This window comes from Curtobacterium sp. AC272 (genome assembly GCF_979258155.1).
Map to the genome: position 1 here is coordinate 3844080 of NZ_OZ409838.1, position 20598 is coordinate 3864677.

At 71.2% G+C, this 20598-nt stretch carries 20 protein-coding genes, 1 rRNA gene and 3 pseudogenes; 16 read left to right on the forward strand and 8 right to left on the reverse strand.

The window, feature by feature from the left end:
* Positions 1–21 precede the first annotated feature (21 nt).
* Both ACZZ0J_RS19800 and ACZZ0J_RS19805 read right to left on the reverse strand, forming a co-directional pair.
* Entirely contained in the window at positions 22–675 is a 654-nt protein-coding gene (locus ACZZ0J_RS19800) for a class I SAM-dependent methyltransferase (RefSeq protein ID WP_463438093.1), read from the reverse strand.
* 197 nt (positions 676–872) lie between these two features.
* Entirely contained in the window at positions 873–1622 is a 750-nt protein-coding gene (locus ACZZ0J_RS19805) for a FadR/GntR family transcriptional regulator (RefSeq protein WP_463438094.1), read from the reverse strand.
* A gap of 179 nt (positions 1623–1801) precedes the next feature.
* Between ACZZ0J_RS19805 and ACZZ0J_RS19810 the strand changes: the two genes are divergently transcribed.
* From ACZZ0J_RS19810 to ACZZ0J_RS19835, 6 genes and pseudogenes are all read left to right on the forward strand, one after another.
* Positions 1802–2623, forward strand: coding sequence for an MFS transporter (locus ACZZ0J_RS19810; RefSeq protein ID WP_463438095.1), 822 nt, complete (start codon positions 1802–1804; stop codon positions 2621–2623).
* Positions 2575–3198 carry an MFS transporter gene (locus ACZZ0J_RS19815; RefSeq protein WP_463438096.1) on the forward strand — a complete coding sequence of 208 codons (624 nt, stop codon included), beginning with the start codon at positions 2575–2577 and terminating at the stop codon, positions 3196–3198. Before ACZZ0J_RS19810 ends, ACZZ0J_RS19815 begins: the two co-directional genes overlap by 49 nt.
* Positions 3195–4918 (forward strand): annotated as a pseudogene (locus ACZZ0J_RS19820) (dihydroxyacetone kinase family protein). The gene ACZZ0J_RS19815 and the pseudogene ACZZ0J_RS19820 overlap by 4 nt, the downstream one beginning before the upstream one ends.
* A gap of 26 nt (positions 4919–4944) precedes the next feature.
* On the forward strand, positions 4945–5430 hold the full coding sequence (locus ACZZ0J_RS19825; RefSeq protein WP_463438097.1) for a ribose-5-phosphate isomerase: 486 nt from the start codon (positions 4945–4947) through the stop codon (positions 5428–5430).
* Positions 5430–6245, forward strand: a complete 816-nt coding sequence (locus ACZZ0J_RS19830) for a triose-phosphate isomerase family protein (protein WP_214548035.1) — start codon at positions 5430–5432, stop codon at positions 6243–6245. The genes ACZZ0J_RS19825 and ACZZ0J_RS19830 overlap by 1 nt, the downstream gene beginning before the upstream one ends.
* On the forward strand, positions 6242–7999 hold the full coding sequence (locus tag ACZZ0J_RS19835) for a phosphogluconate dehydrogenase C-terminal domain-containing protein (protein ID WP_463438098.1): 1758 nt from the start codon (positions 6242–6244) through the stop codon (positions 7997–7999). The genes ACZZ0J_RS19830 and ACZZ0J_RS19835 overlap by 4 nt, the downstream gene beginning before the upstream one ends.
* On the opposite strand, the gene ACZZ0J_RS19840 is transcribed toward ACZZ0J_RS19835, so the two are convergent.
* Together ACZZ0J_RS19840 and ACZZ0J_RS19845 are read right to left on the reverse strand one after the other, a co-directional pair.
* Positions 7974–8642 (reverse strand): hypothetical protein, encoded by a 669-nt coding sequence (locus ACZZ0J_RS19840; RefSeq protein ID WP_463438099.1) that lies wholly within the window; start codon positions 8640–8642, stop codon positions 7974–7976. The genes ACZZ0J_RS19835 and ACZZ0J_RS19840 overlap by 26 nt on opposite strands.
* On the reverse strand, positions 8585–9598 hold the full coding sequence (locus ACZZ0J_RS19845; protein WP_463438100.1) for a hypothetical protein: 1014 nt from the start codon (positions 9596–9598) through the stop codon (positions 8585–8587). The genes ACZZ0J_RS19840 and ACZZ0J_RS19845 overlap by 58 nt, the downstream gene beginning before the upstream one ends.
* A gap of 80 nt (positions 9599–9678) precedes the next feature.
* On the opposite strand from ACZZ0J_RS19845, the gene ACZZ0J_RS19850 reads away from it, so the two are divergent.
* A complete protein-coding gene (locus tag ACZZ0J_RS19850) occupies positions 9679–10440 on the forward strand; it encodes an SDR family NAD(P)-dependent oxidoreductase (RefSeq protein ID WP_159572210.1) in 762 nt (253 codons plus the stop codon).
* 131 nt (positions 10441–10571) lie between these two features.
* Here the strand turns inward: ACZZ0J_RS19850 and ACZZ0J_RS19855 are convergent, their stop codons facing one another.
* From ACZZ0J_RS19855 to ACZZ0J_RS19865, 3 genes are read right to left on the reverse strand one after another with little or no spacing between them, the layout of a single operon-like run.
* Positions 10572–10841, reverse strand: a complete 270-nt coding sequence (locus tag ACZZ0J_RS19855) for a hypothetical protein (RefSeq protein ID WP_463438101.1) — start codon at positions 10839–10841, stop codon at positions 10572–10574.
* A complete protein-coding gene (locus tag ACZZ0J_RS19860; protein ID WP_463438102.1) occupies positions 10832–11527 on the reverse strand; it encodes a DUF1648 domain-containing protein in 696 nt (231 codons plus the stop codon). Before ACZZ0J_RS19860 ends, ACZZ0J_RS19855 begins: the two co-directional genes overlap by 10 nt.
* A 12-nt stretch (positions 11528–11539) precedes the next feature.
* Positions 11540–11872 carry a GntR family transcriptional regulator gene (locus ACZZ0J_RS19865; RefSeq protein WP_463438103.1) on the reverse strand — a complete coding sequence of 111 codons (333 nt, stop codon included), beginning with the start codon at positions 11870–11872 and terminating at the stop codon, positions 11540–11542.
* Between the two features lie 152 nt (positions 11873–12024).
* Here ACZZ0J_RS19865 and ACZZ0J_RS19870 point away from each other — a divergent pair, with 152 nt between their 5' ends.
* The 3 genes from ACZZ0J_RS19870 to ACZZ0J_RS19880 all read left to right on the forward strand — a co-directional run bounded on the left by ACZZ0J_RS19870 (position 12025) and on the right by ACZZ0J_RS19880 (position 13723).
* The gene (locus ACZZ0J_RS19870) at positions 12025–12192 is read left to right on the forward strand and encodes a hypothetical protein (protein ID WP_159572230.1); all 168 of its coding nucleotides are present in this window, start codon (positions 12025–12027) and stop codon (positions 12190–12192) included.
* A gap of 124 nt (positions 12193–12316) precedes the next feature.
* Positions 12317–13111: an alpha/beta fold hydrolase gene (locus ACZZ0J_RS19875; RefSeq protein WP_463438236.1), complete on the forward strand. Its 795-nt coding sequence runs from the start codon at positions 12317–12319 to the stop codon at positions 13109–13111.
* A gap of 69 nt (positions 13112–13180) precedes the next feature.
* Positions 13181–13723 carry a hypothetical protein gene (locus tag ACZZ0J_RS19880; RefSeq protein ID WP_463438104.1) on the forward strand — a complete coding sequence of 181 codons (543 nt, stop codon included), beginning with the start codon at positions 13181–13183 and terminating at the stop codon, positions 13721–13723.
* 51 nt (positions 13724–13774) lie between these two features.
* Here ACZZ0J_RS19880 and pdxR read toward each other — a convergent pair whose 3' ends face one another.
* Complete coding sequence (gene pdxR, locus ACZZ0J_RS19885) at positions 13775–15247, reverse strand: MocR-like pyridoxine biosynthesis transcription factor PdxR (RefSeq protein ID WP_463438105.1); 1473 nt, start codon at positions 15245–15247, stop codon at positions 13775–13777.
* A gap of 34 nt (positions 15248–15281) precedes the next feature.
* Between pdxR and ACZZ0J_RS19890 the strand changes: the two genes are divergently transcribed.
* The 6 genes and pseudogenes from ACZZ0J_RS19890 (at position 15282) to ACZZ0J_RS19915 (ending at position 20394) form a co-directional block, all read left to right on the forward strand.
* The gene (locus tag ACZZ0J_RS19890) at positions 15282–15623 is read left to right on the forward strand and encodes a hypothetical protein (RefSeq protein WP_463438106.1); all 342 of its coding nucleotides are present in this window, start codon (positions 15282–15284) and stop codon (positions 15621–15623) included.
* Entirely contained in the window at positions 15572–15727 is a 156-nt protein-coding gene (locus tag ACZZ0J_RS19895) for a hypothetical protein (protein WP_463438107.1), read from the forward strand. Before ACZZ0J_RS19890 ends, ACZZ0J_RS19895 begins: the two co-directional genes overlap by 52 nt.
* Positions 15694–16014, forward strand: coding sequence for a hypothetical protein (locus tag ACZZ0J_RS19900; protein WP_463438260.1), 321 nt, complete (start codon positions 15694–15696; stop codon positions 16012–16014). Before ACZZ0J_RS19895 ends, ACZZ0J_RS19900 begins: the two co-directional genes overlap by 34 nt.
* A gap of 864 nt (positions 16015–16878) precedes the next feature.
* A pseudogene (locus tag ACZZ0J_RS19905) lies at positions 16879–17131 on the forward strand (NlpC/P60 family protein).
* A 90-nt stretch (positions 17132–17221) separates the two neighbouring features.
* Positions 17222–18455, forward strand: a pseudogene (gene rlmN / locus ACZZ0J_RS19910) (dual-specificity RNA methyltransferase RlmN).
* Between the two features lie 418 nt (positions 18456–18873).
* Positions 18874–20394: ribosomal RNA gene (locus ACZZ0J_RS19915) — 16S ribosomal RNA — on the forward strand.
* The last annotated feature ends 204 nt before the right edge of the window (positions 20395–20598 follow it).

Here is a 20598-nt window from a genome sequence, read left to right on the forward strand (position 1 = left end):
CGCTCCGCGCTGAGATCGGCGTCAGCGTGCGCGGCGGACCAGCACCACGCTGTCGAGGACCTCGTGCGGGTCGCCGTCGGGCGTCGTCGCGGTGCGCGGCCGGAGTTCGGCGGCGACGACGTCCCACGAGCCGTCGAGCTGCAGGGCCGCCAGGTCCTCGTCGGGCGTCGGGAACCGGTACTCCCGCAGCTCTGCCGGCAGGTCGTCGTGCGGTGGGGCAGCGTGCGCGGTCACGAGCAGGTGCCCGCCGACGCCGACGAACCCGGTCGCCCGCCGCAGGATCTCTGCGCGGGGGATCTCCACCGGCCACGACTGCAGGAACGACGCCGTCACCAGGTCGAACCGCGCAGCCGTCTCCCACGTGGCGAGGTCGGCGGCGACGAACGCGGTCCGTTCCTCGACCCCGGCCGACACGGACGCCCGCGAACCGCGCTCGACCGCCGTCACCGACAGGTCGACCCCGAGTGCGTCCCAACCCTGCTCGGCGAGCCAGACGACGTCGCCGCCCTCACCGCAGCCGAGGTCGAGCGCGCGCCCCACCGGCAGCGCCCCGGCGACGTCGGCCAGCACCGCGTTCACCCGGCCCGACCAGATCCCGTCCCGCTCGGCGTACCGCTGCTCCCACCAGTCGCGCGCAGAGCGGACGCCGTCGGTGGTGGTCTCGTGTGCATGCATCTGCCCACTCCAGCGCCCCTGCCGGGCCCGACCCAAGCCCTGTTGCCGCCCCGGCAACATCGCACGGTGCGAGCCGGGCCCGCACCGCGCCTCCCGGCCGCCCGATGGTGAGCAGAAGATGTCGGGTCGCTGTCACGGACCCGACCATTTCTGCTCGAAGCGCACGCGCCGGGCGCGCCCGCGCACGCCGCGCCCCGCTACTCGGCGGGAGGGATGGGCTCCGCGTTCTCGATGCGGGCGCTCGCCGTGGCCATGTGCTCGTCCATCGCCCGCTGCACGGCGGGCACGTCGCCGGCCCGGAGCGCCTCGTAGATCGCGCGGTGTTCGTCGTAGGCGGCCTCGGTGGCCTGGCGGGTCTGCACGCGGCGGCCGACCCACACGCTGAGCATCGAGCGCAGGCTCTGCAGCAGGTCGCCGAGCACGTCGTTCCCCGCGGCCCGGGCGAGCAGGACGTGGAAGCGGACGTCGGCGTCGATGAAGGCCTCGGGGTCGTCGAGGGTCGCCTCTTGCCGGACGAGGTACTCGCCGAGCTCCGCGACCTGCTCGGGCGTGGCGCGCTGCGCGGCGAGGATCGCGACCGTGCGCTCGAGCGACGAGCGGACCTCGAGCAGTTCGCGGGTGCGGTTCGAGGCGAGCATGAGGCCCCACGACAGCGTCGTCGGCAGCAGGTCCGAGGTGCCGCCCTGCAGGTACGTGCCCGAGCCGGGCCGGATCTGCACGATCCCCAGGATCTCGAGGGCCGCCAGCGCCTCGCGCACGGCGGAGCGGCCGACACCGAGCCGTTCGGCCAGGATCCGCTCGGAGGGCAGTCGCGAACCGGGGGCCAGCTCACCCGCGGTGAGCAGGGACACGAGCTGTCGGGCGACCTCGGAGGCGGGCGACCCCGAGGGCACGGACTCGAGTTCGAGTCGGATGTTGAGGGGATCGTCCGGGCTGAACGCGGGCATGCAGTGAGCGTACCGTTCGGTCAACCGGTTGGGCTTCGAGGTGCTCGGGATGGTCTGGTCAACCGGTTGACAAGTCGGCCTCGAATCCGCACACTGGACCAGGCGCACCGATGCGCCCGCTCCGTCCGAGCGCAGCAGCACGGGTCGGAGTCGTACCACCCCACCGAGCAGGAGTCATCGTGGACATCCCCGCCACGCGAGGCATCCCCACCTCGGTCGTCGAGAAGACGGCCATCCGCAAGATCGCGATCCGCATCGTGCCGTTCGTGGCACTGATGTTCTTCATCAACTTCCTCGACCGCACCGCGATCTCCTTCGCGGCCCCGAACGGCATGGAGGCGGACCTCGGTCTGACCGCCGCCCAGTTCGGGTTCGCCTCCGGCGTGTTCTTCATCGGCTACCTCGTGCTCGAGGTGCCCTCCAACCTGGCGCTGCACAAGTTCGGCGCGCGCATCTGGCTCGCGCGCATCATGATCACGTGGGGCATCGTCTCGCTGCTCTTCACGTGGGTGCAGAACTACCCGCAGCTCGTCGGGCTGCGCTTCCTGCTCGGCATCGCGGAGGCCGGATTCTTCCCCGGCGCGATCCTGTTCCTGTCGACGTGGGTGCCCGCCCGGCACCGCGGCAAGATGCTCGCGCTGTTCTACCTGGCCCAGCCCCTGACGAGCGTCATCGGCTCCCCGCTCGCCGGCTGGCTGATGACCCACGAGGGCATGCTCGGCGGCCTGGCCGGCTGGCGCTTCATGTTCCTGTGCGTCTCGATCCCGGCGATCATCGTCGGCGTCCTGTGCCTCTTCGTGCTCAAGGACAAGCCGTCGCAGGCGAAGTGGCTCGACGAGGACGAGAAGGTCTGGCTCGAGACGACGCTCGCTGCCGAGAGCGCCGCGAAGAGCGGGGAGACGGGCACGCCAAGGGCGGTCTCCGTGCGGCCTTCGGTTCCGGTCGCGTCTGGATGCTCGCCGCGGTCTACTTCGGCTTCATCTACGGCCTGTACGCGCTGAGCTTCTTCCTGCCGACGATCATCGACGGCTTCCAGGAGCAGTTCGGCACCACGTTCGACCTGTTCCAGAAGGGCATGATCACGGCGATCCCGTACGTCCCCGCCGCGGTCGTCCTGTACTTCTGGTCGCGTGACGCCTTCCGCCGTGGCGTCCGGGTCTGGCACATCGCCGTCCCCGCGCTCGTCGGTGGCCTGAGCATCCCGGTCGCGCTCTACATGAACAGCCCGGCCGCCACGATCGCCGTCATCGCGGTCACCGCCTGCGCGATCTTCGCCGCGCTACCGAACTTCTGGACCGTGCCGACGCAGTTCCTGACCGGTGCCGCCGCGGCCGCTGGGGTCGCGCTCATCAACACGATCGGCAACCTCGGCGGGTTCGCCGCCCCGTACATCACGGGCGTCGTCAGCGGGTGGACCGGCGGCTACCAGGTCCCGATGTTCATCGTCGGCTTCTTCATGGTGCTGTCGAGCGTGCTGATGTTCGTGCTCGGACGGAACACCAAGCGGAACGAACGACGCGACGCCGACGCTGCGGCGCAGGCCACGACGACCACGACCCAGGAGAGCCACGCATGACCCGCCTGTTCAACGACCCGGCCGACTTCGCCGACGAGATGGTCGACGGCTTCGTGGCCGCGAACCAGGCCCGGGTCCGCAAGGTCCACGGCGGCGTCGCCCGCTCGACCACCAGCCCCGAGGGGACCGTCGCGCTCGTCGTCGGCGGTGGCTCCGGCCACTACCCGGCGTTCGGCGGCCTCGTCGGACACGGCCTGGCAGCCGGCGCTGCGATGGGGAACCTGTTCGCCAGCCCGAGCGCCCAGCAGGTCACGGCGGTCGCGAAGGCGTCCGAGCACGGCGGCGGGGTGCTGCTGAGCTACGGCAACTACGCCGGCGACGTGCTCAACTTCGACGCCGCGGCGCGGGCACTGGCCGACAGCGGGATCGACGTCCGCACGGTGCGGGTGACCGACGACGTCGCCTCCGCCCCGAGCGACGAAGCCCACAAGCGCCGTGGCATCGCCGGTGACCTCTGCGTCTTCAAGGTCGCCGGTGCCGCAGCGGAACGCGGGGACGACCTCGACACGGTCACCGCGATCGCGACCCGTGCCAACGACCGCACCCGCAGCTTCGGCGTCGCGTTCTCCGGCTGCTCCTGCCCGGAGCCGACGAGCCGCTCTTCACCGTCCCCGAGGGGCGCATGGCGATCGGCATGGGCATCCACGGTGAACGCGGCATCGCCGAGGCCGACGTCCCGACCGCGTCCGGCCTGGCCGACCTCCTCGTCGACAAACTGCTGACCGAGCTGCCGGAGGGCGTGGAAGCGCACGCCGGCCAGCGGGTCGTCCCGATCCTCAACGGCCTGGGCAGCGTCAAGTACGAGGAGCTCTTCGTCGTCTTCGGTGCCGTGCAGCGTGGGCTCGCCGACGCGGGCGTCGTGGTCGTCGAACCCGAGGTCGGCGAACTCGTCACGAGCTTCGACATGGCCGGCGTCTCACTGACACTCTTCTGGCTCGACGACGAACTCGAGGAGCTCTGGGCCGCGCCCGCCGACAGCCCCGCCTACCGCAAGGGCGGTGCCGTCCCGCAGCAGCCGGTCGCACCCGAGGCCCTCGCCGCGGACGAGCAGGCACCGGTCACGCCCGGCACCGAGGCGTCGCAGGCGTCCGCCGCCCGGGTCGCCGAGGCGATATCGGCCATCCGCACCACCATCGACGACCACGCCGACGAGCTCGGTCGCATCGACGCCGTCGCCGGCGACGGCGACCACGGCATCGGCATGCAGCGCGGCTCCACCGCCGCGGACCGCGCCGCTGCGGACGCGGTGTCGCGCGGCGCCGGCGCCGGGAGCGTCCTGGCGATCGCCGGAGATGCCTGGTCCGACAAGGCCGGTGGCACGTCCGGCGCGATCTGGGGATCCGCCCTGGAGGCACTGGGTCGCGTCCTCGGGGACGACGAGCGTCCGTCAGCCGCCACCGTTGCACAGGCCGTGCACGCGGCGGTCGAGGCGGTCCTCGCCTTCGGAGCCGTCCCCGGCGACAAGACCATGGTCGACGCGATCGTCCCGTTCGACCAGGTCCTCACCGACCGCGTGGCGGCCGGCGACGACCTGGTCCGCGCCTGGTCGGCCGCGTCCGCCGCAGCGACGGCCGCCGCCGACGCGACCGCCGACCTGCTGCCGAAGATGGGCCGCGCCCGAACCCACGGCGAGGACGCGGTCGGCACCCCCGACGCCGGCGCCATCTCGTTCGCCCTGATCACCGCGGCGGTCCTGTCGACCGTCTCCGTCCCCGCCTGATCCACACCACCACGAAAGGCACCCGCATGAGTGACCAGCAGTTCCGCATTGTCGTCGGCTCGGACGATGCCGGGTTCGACTACAAGGAGATCATCAAGCAGGACCTGCAGGCCGACCCGCGGGTCGTCTCCGTGGTCGACGTCGGTGTCGACGCGGACGGGCACACCGCCTACCCGCACGTCGCCGTCGATGCTGCACGACTCGTCGCGTCCGGTGAAGCAGACCGCGCGATCCTGATCTGCGGCACCGGACTCGGTGTCGCGATCGCGGCGAACAAGGTCCCCGGCATCCGGGCCGTCACGGCGCACGACTCGTTCAGCGTCGAGCGTTCGGTCCTGTCGAACGACGCCCAGGTCCTCTGCATGGGCCAGCGCGTCGTCGGCATCGAGGTCGCCCGCCGGATGGCGAAGGAGTGGCTCGGCTACACCTTCGACCAGTCGAGCGCGAGCGCCGAGAAGGTCGCGGCGATCTGTTCCTACGATGGTTCTGCTCCGGTCGGGACCGACGCCTGATGCCGGCGACCACGGCGGCGGCCCCGATCACGATCGGGGTGTCGCTCAAGATGTACTTCGGGCACGCCCGGACGCTCGAGTGGGCGGCCGCCGTGGCCGACATCGCCCGGACCCACCCGGCGGTGCAGTCCGGCGCCGTCGAGCTCTTCGTCATCCCGACGTTCCCCTCCCTCGTGCCGGTGCACGCCGTGCTCGAGCGCACCCCGGTGCTCCTCGGCGCGCAGGACCTGGCGTGGGCCGACGAGGGTGCCTTCACGGGTGAGGTCTCCGGCCGCGAACTCCGCGAGGTCGGGGTCGACCTGGTCGAGATCGCGCACGCCGAGCGTCGCTCCCTGTTCCACGAGTCCGACCAGGACATCGCCGGCAAGGTGCACGCCGCCTTCCGCAACGGCCTGCGTCCCCTCATCTGCATCGGTGAGACCGACCGCGCGGCCGACGGCGACCCGTCCGCTGCCGTCGCCGAGGTCACCGCGCAGCTCGACCGCTTCGTCGCCACTGCGGTCGCCGACGGCCTCGCCGGGCCGGTCATCGCCGCCTACGAGCCGGTCTGGGCCATCGGCGCACCGCAGCCCGCTCCCGACGAGCACATCGTCGCGGTGCTCGCGGGCATCGAGCAGCACCTGGCGACCCGTCCGGAGCTCGCCGGTTCGGTCGTCATCTACGGCGGCAGCGCCGGGCCGGGCCTGCTCACCCGGGGACAGGGCGGCATCGGTGGCCTGTTCCTCGGCCGCTTCGCCCACGACCCCGAGGCGATCCGCACGATCCTCGACGAAGCCGAGGCGCTGGCCGCGACGCAGGACGGAGCACCGGCATGACCTCCCTGCTCGGCCTCTCCACCTACGCCTACTTCTGGCGGATGTCCGGCCGCGTGCCGGCACCGCTGTCCCTCGACGACGCCCTGCGCGACGCCGCGGCCCACGACGGCGTCGACCTGTTCCAGATCTGCGACCACCTGCCGCTCGACACCGCGTCGGACGACCGGCTGGCCGCGATCCGGACGCTGGCCGACGACCTCGGGCTCACACTCGAGGTCGGCACCCGCGGTACCGACCCGGCGCACCTCGCCCGGTACCTGCACATCGCGCAGGTGCTCGGTGCGACGCTCGTCCGGTCGATGTGGACGAGCGGCGACGACCAGCCGGACGCCGCCGAGACCGAACGCCGTCTGCGTCAGGCGCTGCCCGCCTACGAAGCGGCCGGGGTGACGCTCGCCCTCGAGACCTACGAGGTCGTCGCCACCGCAAACCTCGTCGCGGTCGTGCAGGCGATCGGCTCCGACCACCTCGGCATCTGCCTGGACCCGGCGAACACCGTCGCACGGCTCGAACACCCCGCCGACGTCGTCGCGATGACCACCCGCACGTCGTCAACTGGCACGTCAAGGACTCCGGGTTCACCCGGTCACCGGGGTGGGTCGGGTTCCAGTACACCGGCGTCCCGATGGGCACCGGGGTCATCGACCACGACGCCGTCCGCGCCGCGATCGACCCCGACACCCGGGGGATCAACCGCGTCATCGAGTTCTGGCTGCCCTGGCAGGACGAGCACGCGGGCGCCGAACCACGACCGGGCGAGACGCCCGCACAGACCACCACCCGCATCGAGGCGGCGTGGACCGAACACACCATCGAGCACATCAGGAGCAAGGAATCATGACCGACACCGTCACCACCCCCACACCGTCGCTGCCGGATCCGGTACGGCCGACGTCACCGTCGCCGTGATCGGTGCCGGCGGCAAGATGGGCACCCGCGTCTCGAACAACTTCGCGAAGAGCGAGTACACGACGCTCTACAGCGAGGCCTCGCCCGCCGGGCAGGAGCGCATCGAGGCCCTCGGCCGGTCGCTCACCGACAGCGTCGAGGCCGCCAAGGTCGCCGACGTGGTCATCCTCGCCGTGCCGGACGTCCTGCTCGGCACCATCTCGGAACAGCTCGTCCCGGTCATGAAGTCGGGTGCCAGCATCCTGACGCTCGACCCGGCCGCCGCCTACGCCGGACTGCTCGCCAAGCGCGAGGACATCCACTACGCCGTGGCGCACCCGTGCCACCCGTCGGTGTTCCTCGAGCGCACCACCAAGGCCGAGTGGGACGACACCTTCGGGGGCATCGCCGCCCCGCAGGAGGTCATCGCGGCCTTCGACGCGTCCGAGTCGCTCGGTGACGAGGGCGACCGCGCCAAGGCCATCGCCGAGGCTGTCATCACCACCATGTACGCGCCCGTCATCCAGGTGCACTGGGTCACCGTGAAGCAGCTCGCCGTGCTCGAGCCGACCCTGGTCGAGACGATCGCCTGCATGATCGGCGACTTCCTCAACGACGCCCTCGAGGAGACCGTCACCGGTGTCGGCGTGCCCCGCGAGGCCGCCCGCGCCATGCTCTACGGCCACACGTGGATCGCGCTGACCAACGGCCTGCGCGGCTCGAACCCGTTCTCGGACGCGTGCCACATCGCCATGGGCTACGGCCGCGAGAAGCTCATCAAGGAGGACTGGAAGCAGGTCTTCGACGACAGCGAGCTCGACAGCGTCATCGCGAAGATGCTCAAGATCGACGCCGTCCGCCGCTGACATCCGTCTGATCCGCCGAAGCGACAGATTCCCGCCGACCATCAGCGGGAATCTGTCGCTCGCGGTACTTGCTGGGCCCTCCTACGCGGGCAGCGGCCCGCCGGGGTCCCCAGGCTTCGGCGAGGGTGATCGAGGCGACCCCCGGCACCGTCAGTGCCCCCACGGACGCCCGGAACCACGCCGCTGCCGCCGCCGAGTGCTGCGCCTGATCCGTCGCGTCCGCCACGAACTGCGGCCCGTACCCGGCCTCGACCGTCGCGACGGTCACGACGGGGCGCGCGGACGTCGCCACCGCGTTGAACCGTGGCCGCAGCGTCACCGGTCCGACGTGGAGCGCCCTGCCGGCGGCCAGCCGGGAGGCGCTCATCACCACCCAGCGCTGCATCCGGATCGACTCGGTCACCTGTTCGGGCGATCGGTCGTGCATCTGCGGCGTCACGCTGAAGGTCAGGGGCCCGTCCCAGTCGCGGAACAGGTCGACGGTCCGGTTCAGCTCCGTGAAGTGCGCGCGCGTACCCGCGACGACCTCGAGGTCGCCGGCAGCAACCGCAGCATCGAGGAGGGCCTGCTGCAGCGCCGGGGTCGTCACGTGCGAGGACGGGTCGAACGCCCCGATGCGGACGACCGGCCCGCCCGCGAGCACGGCGTCGATCGCGGCGCGCAGCCGATCCGGGTCGTCGGTGACGAACCGGACGTCGAGCGGCCCGCCACCCGCATCGCGCCGAGCTGACGCCAGCACCGCCCCGACGTTCGGATCGCCGAGCACGGGTTCGACCAGGACCGGCACGCCGAGCGGCACCGCGGCCGGGCGCGCGTCGGCCGGGCGCGCAGCCACCGGGGCCGAGGCAGCGAGCAGCTGGAGCGTCGGCGGCGGGGCGACCACGGCGGTGGGAGCCGGCCCGTCCAGGAACGCGAGGTCCGGGGCGGGGAGGCCGTGCCTCCCGGTCGATCGTCCGTCGTCGCGCGCAACGTGAGCGACTGGTGGACCACGGAGCCCGCGTCGAGCGCGACGGGGAACGGCTCGGACAGCGGCGTCGAGTAGGTCTTGAACGAGGCATCGGTCCAGCCCCGTTGGTCCTCCGTCTCGAACACGTCGCCGGCCAGGTCGAGCGTCAGCGCAACCCGACCCGTCGACCAGTCCAGCCCCGACAGGTCGGCGGCCGGCTGGTGCGGCGCGATCCACGTCGGGAACGCGGCCGCGGTGGCGCTGCCGGACGGGTGCCGCGCGGTGACGGGCACGCCGGCGAGGGTCGGTGGGTGCAGCACGACCAGGCCGATGCGGTTGCGGCGGAACGGCGTCGTCGTGGTGCCGGTCGCTTCCACGTGCAGGGTGGGGCCGTCGAGCGTGACCTCGAGGACGTACCGGAGCACCTCGGTGTCGTCGTAGCGGGCGCTGGCCTCGACGCGGAGGCGCCCGCTCGTGCTGTCGGCGTCCGTGTCGGTCGTCTGGGTGAGCACGATGTCGTCGGCGGTGCGCCAGTCGTGGTCCCGCGTCACGAAGCGGATCGCCCGCAGCACCGGTTCGCCGTCGTACGCCAGGTCGGCGAGCTCGGCACCGCGCAGCGTGAACCGCCACGCACCGATCGACACCGCAGTCATGGCTCATGACTACCACCGGTCAACCGGTTGGGCAATGATGGGTCCGTGGAGCGACGACGCTCCCAGGACGGAGCTCCCGCATGACCGCACGACTCGACCACAGGACCGCACTCGTCACGGGGGCGGGCTCCGGCATCGGCCGTGCGATCGCGGACCGGTTCGTCGCCGAGGGCGCGCGCGTGGTCTACGCCGACCGGGACGCGACGGCGGCGGGCACCGCAGCAGCGGCAGCCGGCTCGCTCGCGCTGCCGCTCACCGTGGACATCGCCGACGAGACCAGCGTCGCGGCCGGGTTCGCCGCCCTCGCGGAGCGCGACCTGACGCCGGACGTGGTCGTCGCGAACGCCGGCGTGCAACTGTTCGGCCACGACGCCCGGGTCGCGGACGTCTCGCTCGACACCTGGAACCGCACGGTCGCGGTGAACCTGACGGGCACGTTCCTGACCGTGAAGCACGCCGTCCGGGCGATGCTCGCGGCCGGCGGCGGCGGGTCGATCATCGCGACGGGCTCACCCACCGGGCTGAACGGCGAGGGTGCGGACTTCGCGGCCTACTCGTCGACCAAGGGCGGCATCCACGCGCTCGTCCGTGCGACCGCGATGGCCTACGCGCGGGACGGCATCCGGGTGAACACCGTCGTGCCGGGCTACACCGAGACCGGCCTCGTCTCGGCGATCTCCGGCGACCCCGAAGCGCGGGCCGCGATCGTCGCCCGCACGCCCCTCGGTCGCCCGGGGACCCCCGACGACGTCACCGGCATCATGGTCTACCTCGCCAGCGCGGAGTCGTCCTACGCGACGGGCGCCGAGTTCCGCGTCGACGGCGGCATGACGAGCCTCTGACCGCCTGCGGCGCGAGCTCGCCCCGAGTCTCGGGCTGAGCGACACCTCTCGGGCTCCGCAGTGCGAGGACTGTCGCCTCACCCGAGACTCGTGGCATCATCACCCCGACCGGGAGGCCCGGCGCAGCCCCGTCAGGCCGGCGTGCGGTGGGCGAGCAGCGCGCCCAGGGCCGCGGCCCCGCCCGCAGCGTCCGGCACCGTCACCATCCGTGCCTGCCCGCCGCGGAGCCGTGCCACGAGGCCCGGCCCCGACCGCACCACGTAGGCGACCCCACGGCCGGAGAACCGGTAGCCCCAGCCACCCCACTGTCCGGGCGAGACGTCCTCCCACCCGCAGGACTCGATCCGCTCGAGCGGGACGCGCATGAGCGGGATGCGGGTCCACGTCGAGGTCAGTCGCATCCCACGCCGGTCCACGGTGAGCTCGACCCGGGCGAGCACCAGTACGGCGAGCCCAGCGACGACCAACACCGCTCCGGAGGCGACGGCCGTACCGAGGTCGACCGGAGCCATCGCGAGCCCCGCGCCGATCCCGAGCCCGACCACGACGGCCCCGAGCGCCGCGAACCAGCGACTGCCGATGCGGGCGCGCCACGCGACCCGTGTGTCCGACCCGATGCGCAGCGGTTCGACGTCGTGCGCCGGCACCGGGGAGCCGTCCGGACGAGCGCGACGACCGGGACCGCGGCGATGACCGCGCTGACGGCCAGGAACGGCACGGTCCACCAGCCGGACAGCGTCCCGTCGCCGACCGTGTTCGTCGCGGCGAGCACGATCCAGGCGGTGCCCAGGCTGCCGGCGAACAGGTTGGCGACGAGCACCAGGGTGGCGGCGGTCCGGCGATCGGGCATCCGCAGCGCCGCGAACGCCACGGCCACGGCGCCGGCGGTCACCGCGAGCGTGATCCAGAACACCGGCCAGGGCGAACTCCAGCCGTCCGCGGTGCCGTCGGCCCCGAAGTGGACGGCCATGCGGTCCGGCAGGCTCGGTGCGGCGACGAGGGCCGCGACCACCAGGGCCAGCGACACCGCCGTCCCGGGTGCCACCACCGCCAGGCGAGTCCTCGCGTGCATCGGTCGGTTCGTCATCGTGCCCCTTGATCATCGTGAACAGGTCGTCGAGCGGGACCCCGAGCGTGTCGGCCTGGTCGCGCAGCTCGTCCACGAGCGTGCGCAGCCGGTCGAACGACGCGTTGCCCGATCGCAAGACCGTTGCTCCGCGACCCGCCGCAGTTCGATCAGTCCGTCGTCCTGCAGCTGTGCGTAGGCGCGCAGCACCGTGTGCATGTTGACGTCGACCGCGGCGGCGAGGTCGCGCGCCGACGGCAGGCGTTCCCCGCTCGCGAGGTCTCCGCGTGCGATCGCGTACCGGATCTGCGACGCGACCTGTTCGGCGAGGGTGGCCCGCGCGGTCGGGTCGACGGTGATCAGCATGTTTGCATTGTATGCGAACAATCCCGCTGGCGCGAGGGGCCTCGTGGCGCGCTCTCCGGCCTTTGGCCATGGAACGCAGGCCCCGTCCGGGGTACGGCGTCCGGGTACTTTCGGCTGCAGCGAACCACTCGCGATTCAGGGAGAAAACCACGATGACGAACTACGAATCCGCCGACGGGGTGGAGCCCGTCCAGGTCACCACCTACCGTCTCGTCCGCAAGGCCGCCCGACGTGGTTGGGCCGTGCCCACCGACGAGGCCGAACCGTCCCTCGCAGACCTCGTGAGCACCCGCGGCTCCGCGCGCCCCGAGGCCCGCTGACCCCGCCGCCGACGCCGCACGGGGGCCAGCAGTATCGTCGGCCCATGCCCCTTCGACCCGAGCGGTCACCCGTGGCGTCGAGGTCGGGACCCGAGGCTCCGACACCGGCGTCCCCGTACTGGTCCTGCACGGCAGTCCCGGTGGCATCGACGTCGCCGATTTGATGGGGGCGTTCCTGCCGTCCGAGGACTTCCGCGTGGTCACGGTCTCGCGACCGGGCTACCTCGGCACCCGGCTCGACGCCGACCACTCCACGATCGACGACGAGGCCGACCAGCTCGCCGGGGTCCTCGACGACCTCGGCATCGACCGGGTCGGTGTGCTGGCCTGGTCCGGTGGCGCCCTGGCCGCGTACCGACTGGCGGTCCGCCACCCGGAGCGGACCAGGGCGCTCGCCGTCGCCTCCGGGGTGTCCGGTCGCTGGGTCCCCGGGTCGGCGGGACCGGCCGAACGACTCGTGACCGACACGGTGTTCGGCGCCGGTCTGGCGTCGGCCGCTGCGCGCATCGCCCCGGCTGCCGCGGCACGCGCTGCGGTGGCCGGCGTGAGCACCCTGCGTGGTGGGGCCCTGCGGGAACACGTCGCCGGCGTCCTGGCCGACCCGGTGCGGCGGGCGTTCCTGCTCGGCCTCGCCCGGACCGGCAATGCGTCCGGGCCCCGACGCGCCGGCTGGGACAACGACGTGCGCCAGCTCGCGGCCGTCGAGTCGCTCGACCTCGGCGCCGTCCGGGCCCCGACGCTCCTGGTGCACGGCGACGCCGACACCGAGGTCGTGCACGACGACAGCGCCCGCGCTGCCGAGACGATCCCCGGCGCCGAGCTCGTCACGCTGCCGGGTGGCACGCACTTCGCGCTCTGGGACCACCGCGACGCCGCCGCCGTGCAAGCACAGGTGCGCGCACACCTGCAGCAGCACTGACCACCGGCTCGCCCGCTTGCTCACGATCCGGTGTCGATGAGGTCTCGATCGCGACACGACGCCCCGTGCGTGACCACGGCGCTGCCACGATGGCGGGTATGGCTTCCTCCGACTCGCGCTGCCCGTCGTCGCCGGTGCGCTGCTCGCGTCCCTCGCCCTGTCCGGCTGCTCCGCCGACGCCTCGTCGACACCGACGCCGACTTCGTCGAGTGCTCGATCGGCGGACGCAGCGGTGGACGCACCGGCGGCGTCCCCCACGGTGGACCCGATGGAGGAGGACCGGGCGCTGCGGCCGTCTGCGGGCAGATCAGCGCGCTGTCGACGATCGCCCTGAACGCCTCGGACGGTCGTTCCCGCGGTGCCCTGACCGATGCGCAGTACGAGGCGCTGATCGCGGCGGAGCGCTTCGGGTACGAGCACCTGTCGAGCAGCGACGAGCGGCTCGACAACGCGATCGACTACGCGCACGAGTACCTCGACGCCCACCCGGCACCCGCGTCGGGGCCGGCGCTCGAGGACAGTGCGGAATGGGACCTCGTCGGGCGCACCCTGAACACCGCGTGCCGGCAGGCCGGATCGAACGTGGTCGCGACCGCTCAGTCCGGCGGCTGATCGCGACTCGTCCGGCGGCCCGAGCGCACCGGGGCACCACGGGCACCACGGTCACGCAACGGGCTCGGTCCGCTCCACCGCACCGATCAGCGCGTCCAGTGCCCGGTCGAGCTCCGGCGCCGTCACCGCCCCGTACCCCAGCACGACCCCGGCCGGCGTGCTGCCCGGAGCCATCCCGTACTCCTCGAGCGTCGAGACGAGCACGCCGGCACCGGCCATCCGCGCCGCGACCTCCTGCCCCGTCGCCGGACCCGACCACACGACCACGGCGTGCAGTCCGCCGGTCAGCGCACGGGCCTCCAGTCCGACGAGGTCGTCGAGCCGGGCCGCGATCCGGGCGCGACGGTGCGTGTAGTCGCGCCGGACCCGGCCGAGGTGCCGGCGGAGCGCGCCGGTCCGGAGCAGGTGCGCGAGCGCGACCTGCACGGGCTCGGCGACGACCGCGCCGCGGGCACGACGGGCAGCGAGCACCGCGTCGGCGACCCCGGCCACGGACCCGGTCCCGACCGGCACACCAGCCACCGCGGGCAGCACGACGTAGGAGCAGCGCAGCCGTGGGTCGAGCGTCTTCGAGAACCCGCCGACGTGCACCACCCCCTCGGCGTCGAGTGCCGCGAGCGCCGGCACGGGGCTGCCGCGGTGCCGGAACTCCGAGTCGTAGTCGTCCTCGACCACGAGCGTGCCCGTCGCCGCAGCCCAGGCGAGCAGCCGCTGCCGTCGCGCCACCGGCATCACCGAGCCGAGCGGGTACTGGTGCGTCGGCGTGACGAGCACGACGTCGACCGGCGGTGCGGCGGTGAGGGCATCGAGGTCCATCCCGTCGTCGTCGAGCGGCATGCCGACGACGGTCCCGCCCGCGCTGAGCACCGCACGCTGACCGGTCCGGTACCCCGGGTCCTCGACCGCGAACACGGGTGCGCGACCGAGGTGCACGCGGAGCGCCTCGGTGACGAGCGACAGGGCCTCCGAGGTCCCCGCGGTCAGCAGCACCCGGTCGACCGACGGAGCGAACCCGCGGCTCAGGCCGAGCTGTGCGACCACCTGCGCTCGGAGCTCCACCGTGCCGAGGGGGTCCGCGACGGTGTTCCGCAGTGGGGCGTCGGCCGCCGCCCGCCAGGCCGCGCGCCAGTCCCGCTGCGCGATCGCGGTGACGGCGGGGACCCCGGGGCGGCAGTCGATGACCCGGGCGGTGGCCATCGCCGTCGCACCCGGGTCCCACGCTGGCAGCAAGTCCCCGACGGCGCCGCCCCGGCCGCCCACGTTCGCCACGCCGCCGGTGCCAGCCGACGCGACGACCCGCGCCACCGCACCGTGCTGCGTCCGGATCCAGCCCTCGCCGTCGAGCTGGTCGTAGGCGGCGACGACCGTGCCGCGTGCGACGCCGAGCTCGGCGGCCAACGCCCGGGTCGAGGGCAGCGGATCGCCCTCGCGCAGCGTGCCGTCGTGGACCATCCGCCGGATGCGCGCGACCACCCCTGCGGTCTTGCCGGACTGGTCCACCACGATCACCTCGATCTGGTCCACGCACTGGACCACCGTCGAACCTAGCGTGGCCCGCATGAGCACCCCGAACCCCACCGACGGCCCCGACCTGCGCGTCCGGCGGATCCGCGAACGCCAGTCCGACGACCCCGCCGTCCTTCGGGCGATCCTCGCCGAGGCCCACCTCGCCCACGTCGGGTTCGTCCGCGGCGGCCACCCGATCGTGCTGCCCTTCCTGTGCGGCGTCGGCGACCTCGGCGCCGGCCCGGTCCTGCTGCTGCACGGCTCGACCGGCGGCGGCCTCTTCCTCGAAGCAGGGCCACCGGCGTGCAGGTCGCAGCGACGGTCACGCACCTGGACGGGCTCGTGTTCGCCCGATCGACCTTCGACAGCTCGGCGAACTACCGCAGTGCGATGATCGCGGGCGCCGCGACTGTCGTGCCGCCCGAGCCCGCACCGAGGCGCTCTGGCAGGTCTCCGACCACCTCATGCCCGGCCGCCGCGACGAGGTCCGCGAGATGACCCCGAAGGAGGTCCGCGCCACCCAGGTCCTGCAGCTGCCCCTCGACCGCGCGAGCGTGAAGGTCCGGTTCCAGGGCAACGGCGAGGCCGCGGACGACGGCGAGGACCACGCGGTCTGGGCCGGCGTGCTGCCACTCGCGGTCCGCGCCGGCGTCCCGGTACCGGGGGACATCTCGGGGGACGCCCCGGTCGACGCGTCCGTCGTGGCGCTGGCGGCTCGCCTCGACCGCCTGTCGTCCGACCGGGAGGCCCGGATCGCCGCCGTCATGCGGGTCGCGTCCGTCTGAGGCCGGGTCCTCGGGCCACTGGACGCCGATCCGCCGCATCTGAGCGACCTGCGAGGATCGCCCGTTCCTGTGACGAGCCGCAGGAACACTCCGGGACTGCCCAGCCTTGATCCGCCCCGTGACCAATACGTTACTTTCCGGATCGCCCAGCGGTCCCGACCCGGAAGGACCCATGGGACGCCACGCCCCGCCTGCAGCAGCCGAAGACCGACAGCCCTCGCGAGCGACCCCGCACACCGCGGTGGCACCCGCCCCGGCGTCGCCGCAGCCGTCCCGTCCCCGTGGTCGTCGCTCGGCTCTCGGTCCCGCCGCTGCCCGGGCCACGTTCGTGGAGCACCCGAAGCCGACTCGCACCGTCCGGATGCAGCCGCGTCCGCTCCCGGTCGCTTCGAGCGCCGGTGCGGCCGTCCTGAGCCGGAAGGCCGTCCTGCGTGCCGAGCGGCCGTCGACCCGCGGCACATCCGCCGCACCGCGAACGCCAAGCGTGCCGCGATCCTGCTCGCACCGGCCATCGCCGTGACCTCGAGCCTGACCCTGGCCGTGCCGGCGAACGCCGCGACCCCGACCCAGACGCAGCAGGGCACGACGACCTCGCAGGCCGCGCAGACCTTCACCGTGGCGCACGACGTGAAGGTCCCCGTCGTCACGACCGACGGCATGACCACCACGACCACGGTCGTCTCGTACCCGACGCTCGACCTGCGCTTCGGGGTGACGACGGCCCAGGCGCAGTCGGCCCTGTCGGCGGCGCTGTCCGCCGGCGGCGACCGCGCCACCATCGTCGAGACCGCCCTGCAGTACATGGGCGACCCGTACGTCGAGGGCGGCGCGAGCCACGAGGGCATCGACTGCTCCGGCCTGACGATGGTCGCGTACGCCGCGGTCGGCATCCCGCTCGTGCACTACGTCCCGACGCAGGACGCCGCGGCGACGAGCGATCCCCGAGTCCGAGGCGCTGCCCGGTGACCTGGTCGTGTACGACGACGAGGACCACGTCGGGCTCTACCTCGGCCAGGGACTCGTGCTGCAGGCACCGCACCTGGGCGAGGTCGTCGACATCGTGCCGATGTACTCGGCCGCGCACCACTTCGCGCGCCTGCTGCCCGCCGGCAGCTGACCCGACGCAGGCGGGGCTGTGGATGGTGACCATCCCGGCCACCGGAGGGTCCGGCACCGACGTGTCACGGGCCTCCCGTATCCTGGCCTGATGGCTTCCGACACCCGTACCCCGTTCGAACAGCAGCAGTCTGCTCGTCCGCAGGTGCGTCCGCGCACCGAGGGCTGGAAGCAGGCGACCGACACCGACGGCCGTCCGCTGCTGCAGTTCGCGTCGCCGAAGCGCGGCAAGCCGCCCGTCCACCTGGCCGACCTGACGGCCGAGGAGCGCGAGGCCCGCGTCAAGGAACTCGGGCTGCCGGGCTTCCGCGCGAAGCAGCTCGCGACCCACTACTTCACGCACTACACGTCCGACCCGGACAAGATGACCGACCTGCCGGCCGCCCAGCGCGAGCAGCTCGTCGCCGGGATGCTGCCGCCCCTGCTGACCGAGACCCGGCGGCTGGCGACGGACAACGGCGACACGATCAAGTTCCTGTGGAAGCTGCACGACGGCGCCCTGGTCGAGTCGGTGCTCATGCGGTACCCCGGTCGCATCACGCTCTGCGTCTCGTCGCAGGCCGGCTGCGGCATGAACTGCCCGTTCTGCGCCACCGGCCAGGCGGGACTGACCCGCAACATGTCCACCGCCGAGATCATCGAGCAGATCGTCCGGGCCAACGCGGCCATCGCCGCGGGGGAGCTCGGGGGCGATCCCCGCAAGGGCGGCAAGGACCGCGTCGACGCCGAGCGCGTGACGAACATCGTGTTCATGGGCATGGGGGAGCCGCTCGCCAACTACAAGCGGGTGATGGACGCCGTGCGGTTGATGGTCGCGCCGCAGCCGAACGGCCTCGGCATGAGCGCCCGTGGCATCACGATCTCGACCGTCGGGCTGGTCCCCGCGATCCTCAAGCTGGCGGACGAGAACATCCCGGTGACCTTCGCGCTGTCGCTGCACGCCCCGGACGACGAACTCCGCGACGAGCTCATCCCGGTGAACTCGGCGCTGGAAGGCCGACGAGGCGATCGACGCCGCGCACAACTACTACGTCAAGACGGGCCGCCGTGTCTCGATCGAGTACGCGCTCATCAAGGACATGAACGACCACGCCTGGCGTGCGGACCTGCTCGCCGAGAAGCTCAACAAGCGCGGCAAGGGCTGGGTGCACGTCAACCCGATCCCGCTCAACCCGACGCCGGGCTCCGTGTGGACCTCGTCCGAGGTGCACGTGCAAGACGAGTTCGTCCGCCGGCTGAACGCCGCGGGCATCCCGACGACGCTGCGCGACACCCGTGGCAAGGAGATCGACGGGGCCTGCGGGCAGCTCGCTGCAGCGGAGTAGCCCCGCCGCCGACGGGGACTCTCGGGCCGACACGCCCGGGAGGAACCACGGTTGGCGAGGCCCCCGGGGCCTGTGGTAGTGTTACCTCTCGTTGCCACGGCGGCGGAGAACGGAACGGCTGAGACGGTCACTGGGTTTACCCGGGGATCTTGTCCGCCACGGTTCTTCCCCGGGCAGCGGATTCACCAGCCTCTCTGGCGGAGCATCTTCGGGTGTCGAGCGGGGAGTGCGTCTGGTCCTTGAGAACTCAACAGCGTGCACATTGTCAATGCCAATTTATTGATTGACCTCGTGCCTGGCCTTCCTTCGGGTTGGTTGGGTTTGAGACAATTCCTTTTGGATTGAAGATTGTCAGTAGACAGTCAACAGTCAGAATCAACTCGGTCTGATGCCCTTTGGGGTGTTGGGTCTGTATTTTTTTACGGAGAGTTTGATCCTGGCTCAGGACGAACGCTGGCGGCGTGCTTAACACATGCAAGTCGAACGATGATGCCCAGCTTGCTGGGTGGATTAGTGGCGAACGGGTGAGTAACACGTGAGTAACCTGCCCCTGACTCTGGGATAAGCGTTGGAAACGACGTCTAATACTGGATATGATCACTGGCCGCATGGTCTGGTGGTGGAAAGATTTTTTGGTTGGGGATGGACTCGCGGCCTATCAGCTTGTTGGTGAGGTAATGGCTCACCAAGGCGACGACGGGTAGCCGGCCTGAGAGGGTGACCGGCCACACTGGGACTGAGACACGGCCCAGACTCCTACGGGAGGCAGCAGTGGGGAATATTGCACAATGGGCGAAAGCCTGATGCAGCAACGCCGCGTGAGGGATGACGGCCTTCGGGTTGTAAACCTCTTTTAGTAGGGAAGAAGCGAAAGTGACGGTACCTGCAGAAAAAGCACCGGCTAACTACGTGCCAGCAGCCGCGGTAATACGTAGGGTGCAAGCGTTGTCCGGAATTATTGGGCGTAAAGAGCTCGTAGGCGGTTTGTCGCGTCTGCTGTGAAATCCCGAGGCTCAACCTCGGGCTTGCAGTGGGTACGGGCAGACTAGAGTGCGGTAGGGGAGATTGGAATTCCTGGTGTAGCGGTGGAATGCGCAGATATCAGGAGGAACACCGATGGCGAAGGCAGATCTCTGGGCCGTAACTGACGCTGAGGAGCGAAAGCATGGGGAGCGAACAGGATTAGATACCCTGGTAGTCCATGCCGTAAACGTTGGGCGCTAGATGTAGGGACCTTTCCACGGTTTCTGTGTCGTAGCTAACGCATTAAGCGCCCCGCCTGGGGAGTACGGCCGCAAGGCTAAAACTCAAAGGAATTGACGGGGGCCCGCACAAGCGGCGGAGCATGCGGATTAATTCGATGCAACGCGAAGAACCTTACCAAGGCTTGACATACACCGGAAACGGCCAGAGATGGTCGCCCCCTTGTGGTCGGTGTACAGGTGGTGCATGGTTGTCGTCAGCTCGTGTCGTGAGATGTTGGGTTAAGTCCCGCAACGAGCGCAACCCTCGTTCTATGTTGCCAGCGGGTTATGCCGGGGACTCATAGGAGACTGCCGGGGTCAACTCGGAGGAAGGTGGGGATGACGTCAAATCATCATGCCCCTTATGTCTTGGGCTTCACGCATGCTACAATGGCCGGTACAAAGGGCTGCGATACCGTAAGGTGGAGCGAATCCCAAAAGCCGGTCTCAGTTCGGATTGAGGTCTGCAACTCGACCTCATGAAGTCGGAGTCGCTAGTAATCGCAGATCAGCAACGCTGCGGTGAATACGTTCCCGGGCCTTGTACACACCGCCCGTCAAGTCATGAAAGTCGGTAACACCCGAAGCCGGTGGCCTAACCCTTGTGGAAGGAGCCGTCGAAGGTGGGATCGGTGATTAGGACTAAGTCGTAACAAGGTAGCCGTACCGGAAGGTGCGGCTGGATCACCTCCTTTCTAAGGAGCATCTGGCCTCGTGTGCCCTTCGGGGTGGGCGTGGTCCAGGCGCCGAGTAACCCGAACGTGGTTGCCGGTAGCTCATGGGTGGAACATTGACAGTGCAGTTGGGAGTGATGCTTCCGACCTCAGTACGCTCTGCTTGCAGGGTTGGGACGGGTCGGGGGTGGAGCGCTCAGCTGGTGCACGTTGTTGGGTCCTGAG

Bases quoted from the DNA above. Each gene is read 5' to 3' on its own strand.
- ACZZ0J_RS19800 (WP_463438093.1), bottom strand. From the start codon at position 675: ATGCATGCACACGAGACCACCACCGACGGCGTCCGCTCTGCGCGCGAC.
- ACZZ0J_RS19805 (WP_463438094.1), bottom strand. From the start codon at position 1,622: ATGCCCGCGTTCAGCCCGGACGATCCCCTCAACATCCGACTCGAACTC.
- ACZZ0J_RS19815 (WP_463438096.1), top strand. From the start codon at position 2,575: ATGCTCGCCGCGGTCTACTTCGGCTTCATCTACGGCCTGTACGCGCTG.
- ACZZ0J_RS19825 (WP_463438097.1), top strand. From the start codon at position 4,945: ATGAGTGACCAGCAGTTCCGCATTGTCGTCGGCTCGGACGATGCCGGG.
- ACZZ0J_RS19830 (WP_214548035.1), top strand. From the start codon at position 5,430: ATGCCGGCGACCACGGCGGCGGCCCCGATCACGATCGGGGTGTCGCTC.
- ACZZ0J_RS19835 (WP_463438098.1), top strand. From the start codon at position 6,242: ATGACCTCCCTGCTCGGCCTCTCCACCTACGCCTACTTCTGGCGGATG.
- ACZZ0J_RS19845 (WP_463438100.1), bottom strand. From the start codon at position 9,598: ATGACTGCGGTGTCGATCGGTGCGTGGCGGTTCACGCTGCGCGGTGCC.
- ACZZ0J_RS19850 (WP_159572210.1), top strand. From the start codon at position 9,679: ATGACCGCACGACTCGACCACAGGACCGCACTCGTCACGGGGGCGGGC.
- ACZZ0J_RS19855 (WP_463438101.1), bottom strand. From the start codon at position 10,841: ATGCGACTGACCTCGACGTGGACCCGCATCCCGCTCATGCGCGTCCCG.
- ACZZ0J_RS19860 (WP_463438102.1), bottom strand. From the start codon at position 11,527: ATGACGAACCGACCGATGCACGCGAGGACTCGCCTGGCGGTGGTGGCA.
- ACZZ0J_RS19865 (WP_463438103.1), bottom strand. From the start codon at position 11,872: ATGCTGATCACCGTCGACCCGACCGCGCGGGCCACCCTCGCCGAACAG.
- ACZZ0J_RS19870 (WP_159572230.1), top strand. From the start codon at position 12,025: ATGACGAACTACGAATCCGCCGACGGGGTGGAGCCCGTCCAGGTCACC.
- ACZZ0J_RS19890 (WP_463438106.1), top strand. From the start codon at position 15,282: ATGAGCACCCCGAACCCCACCGACGGCCCCGACCTGCGCGTCCGGCGG.
- ACZZ0J_RS19900 (WP_463438260.1), top strand. From the start codon at position 15,694: ATGCCCGGCCGCCGCGACGAGGTCCGCGAGATGACCCCGAAGGAGGTC.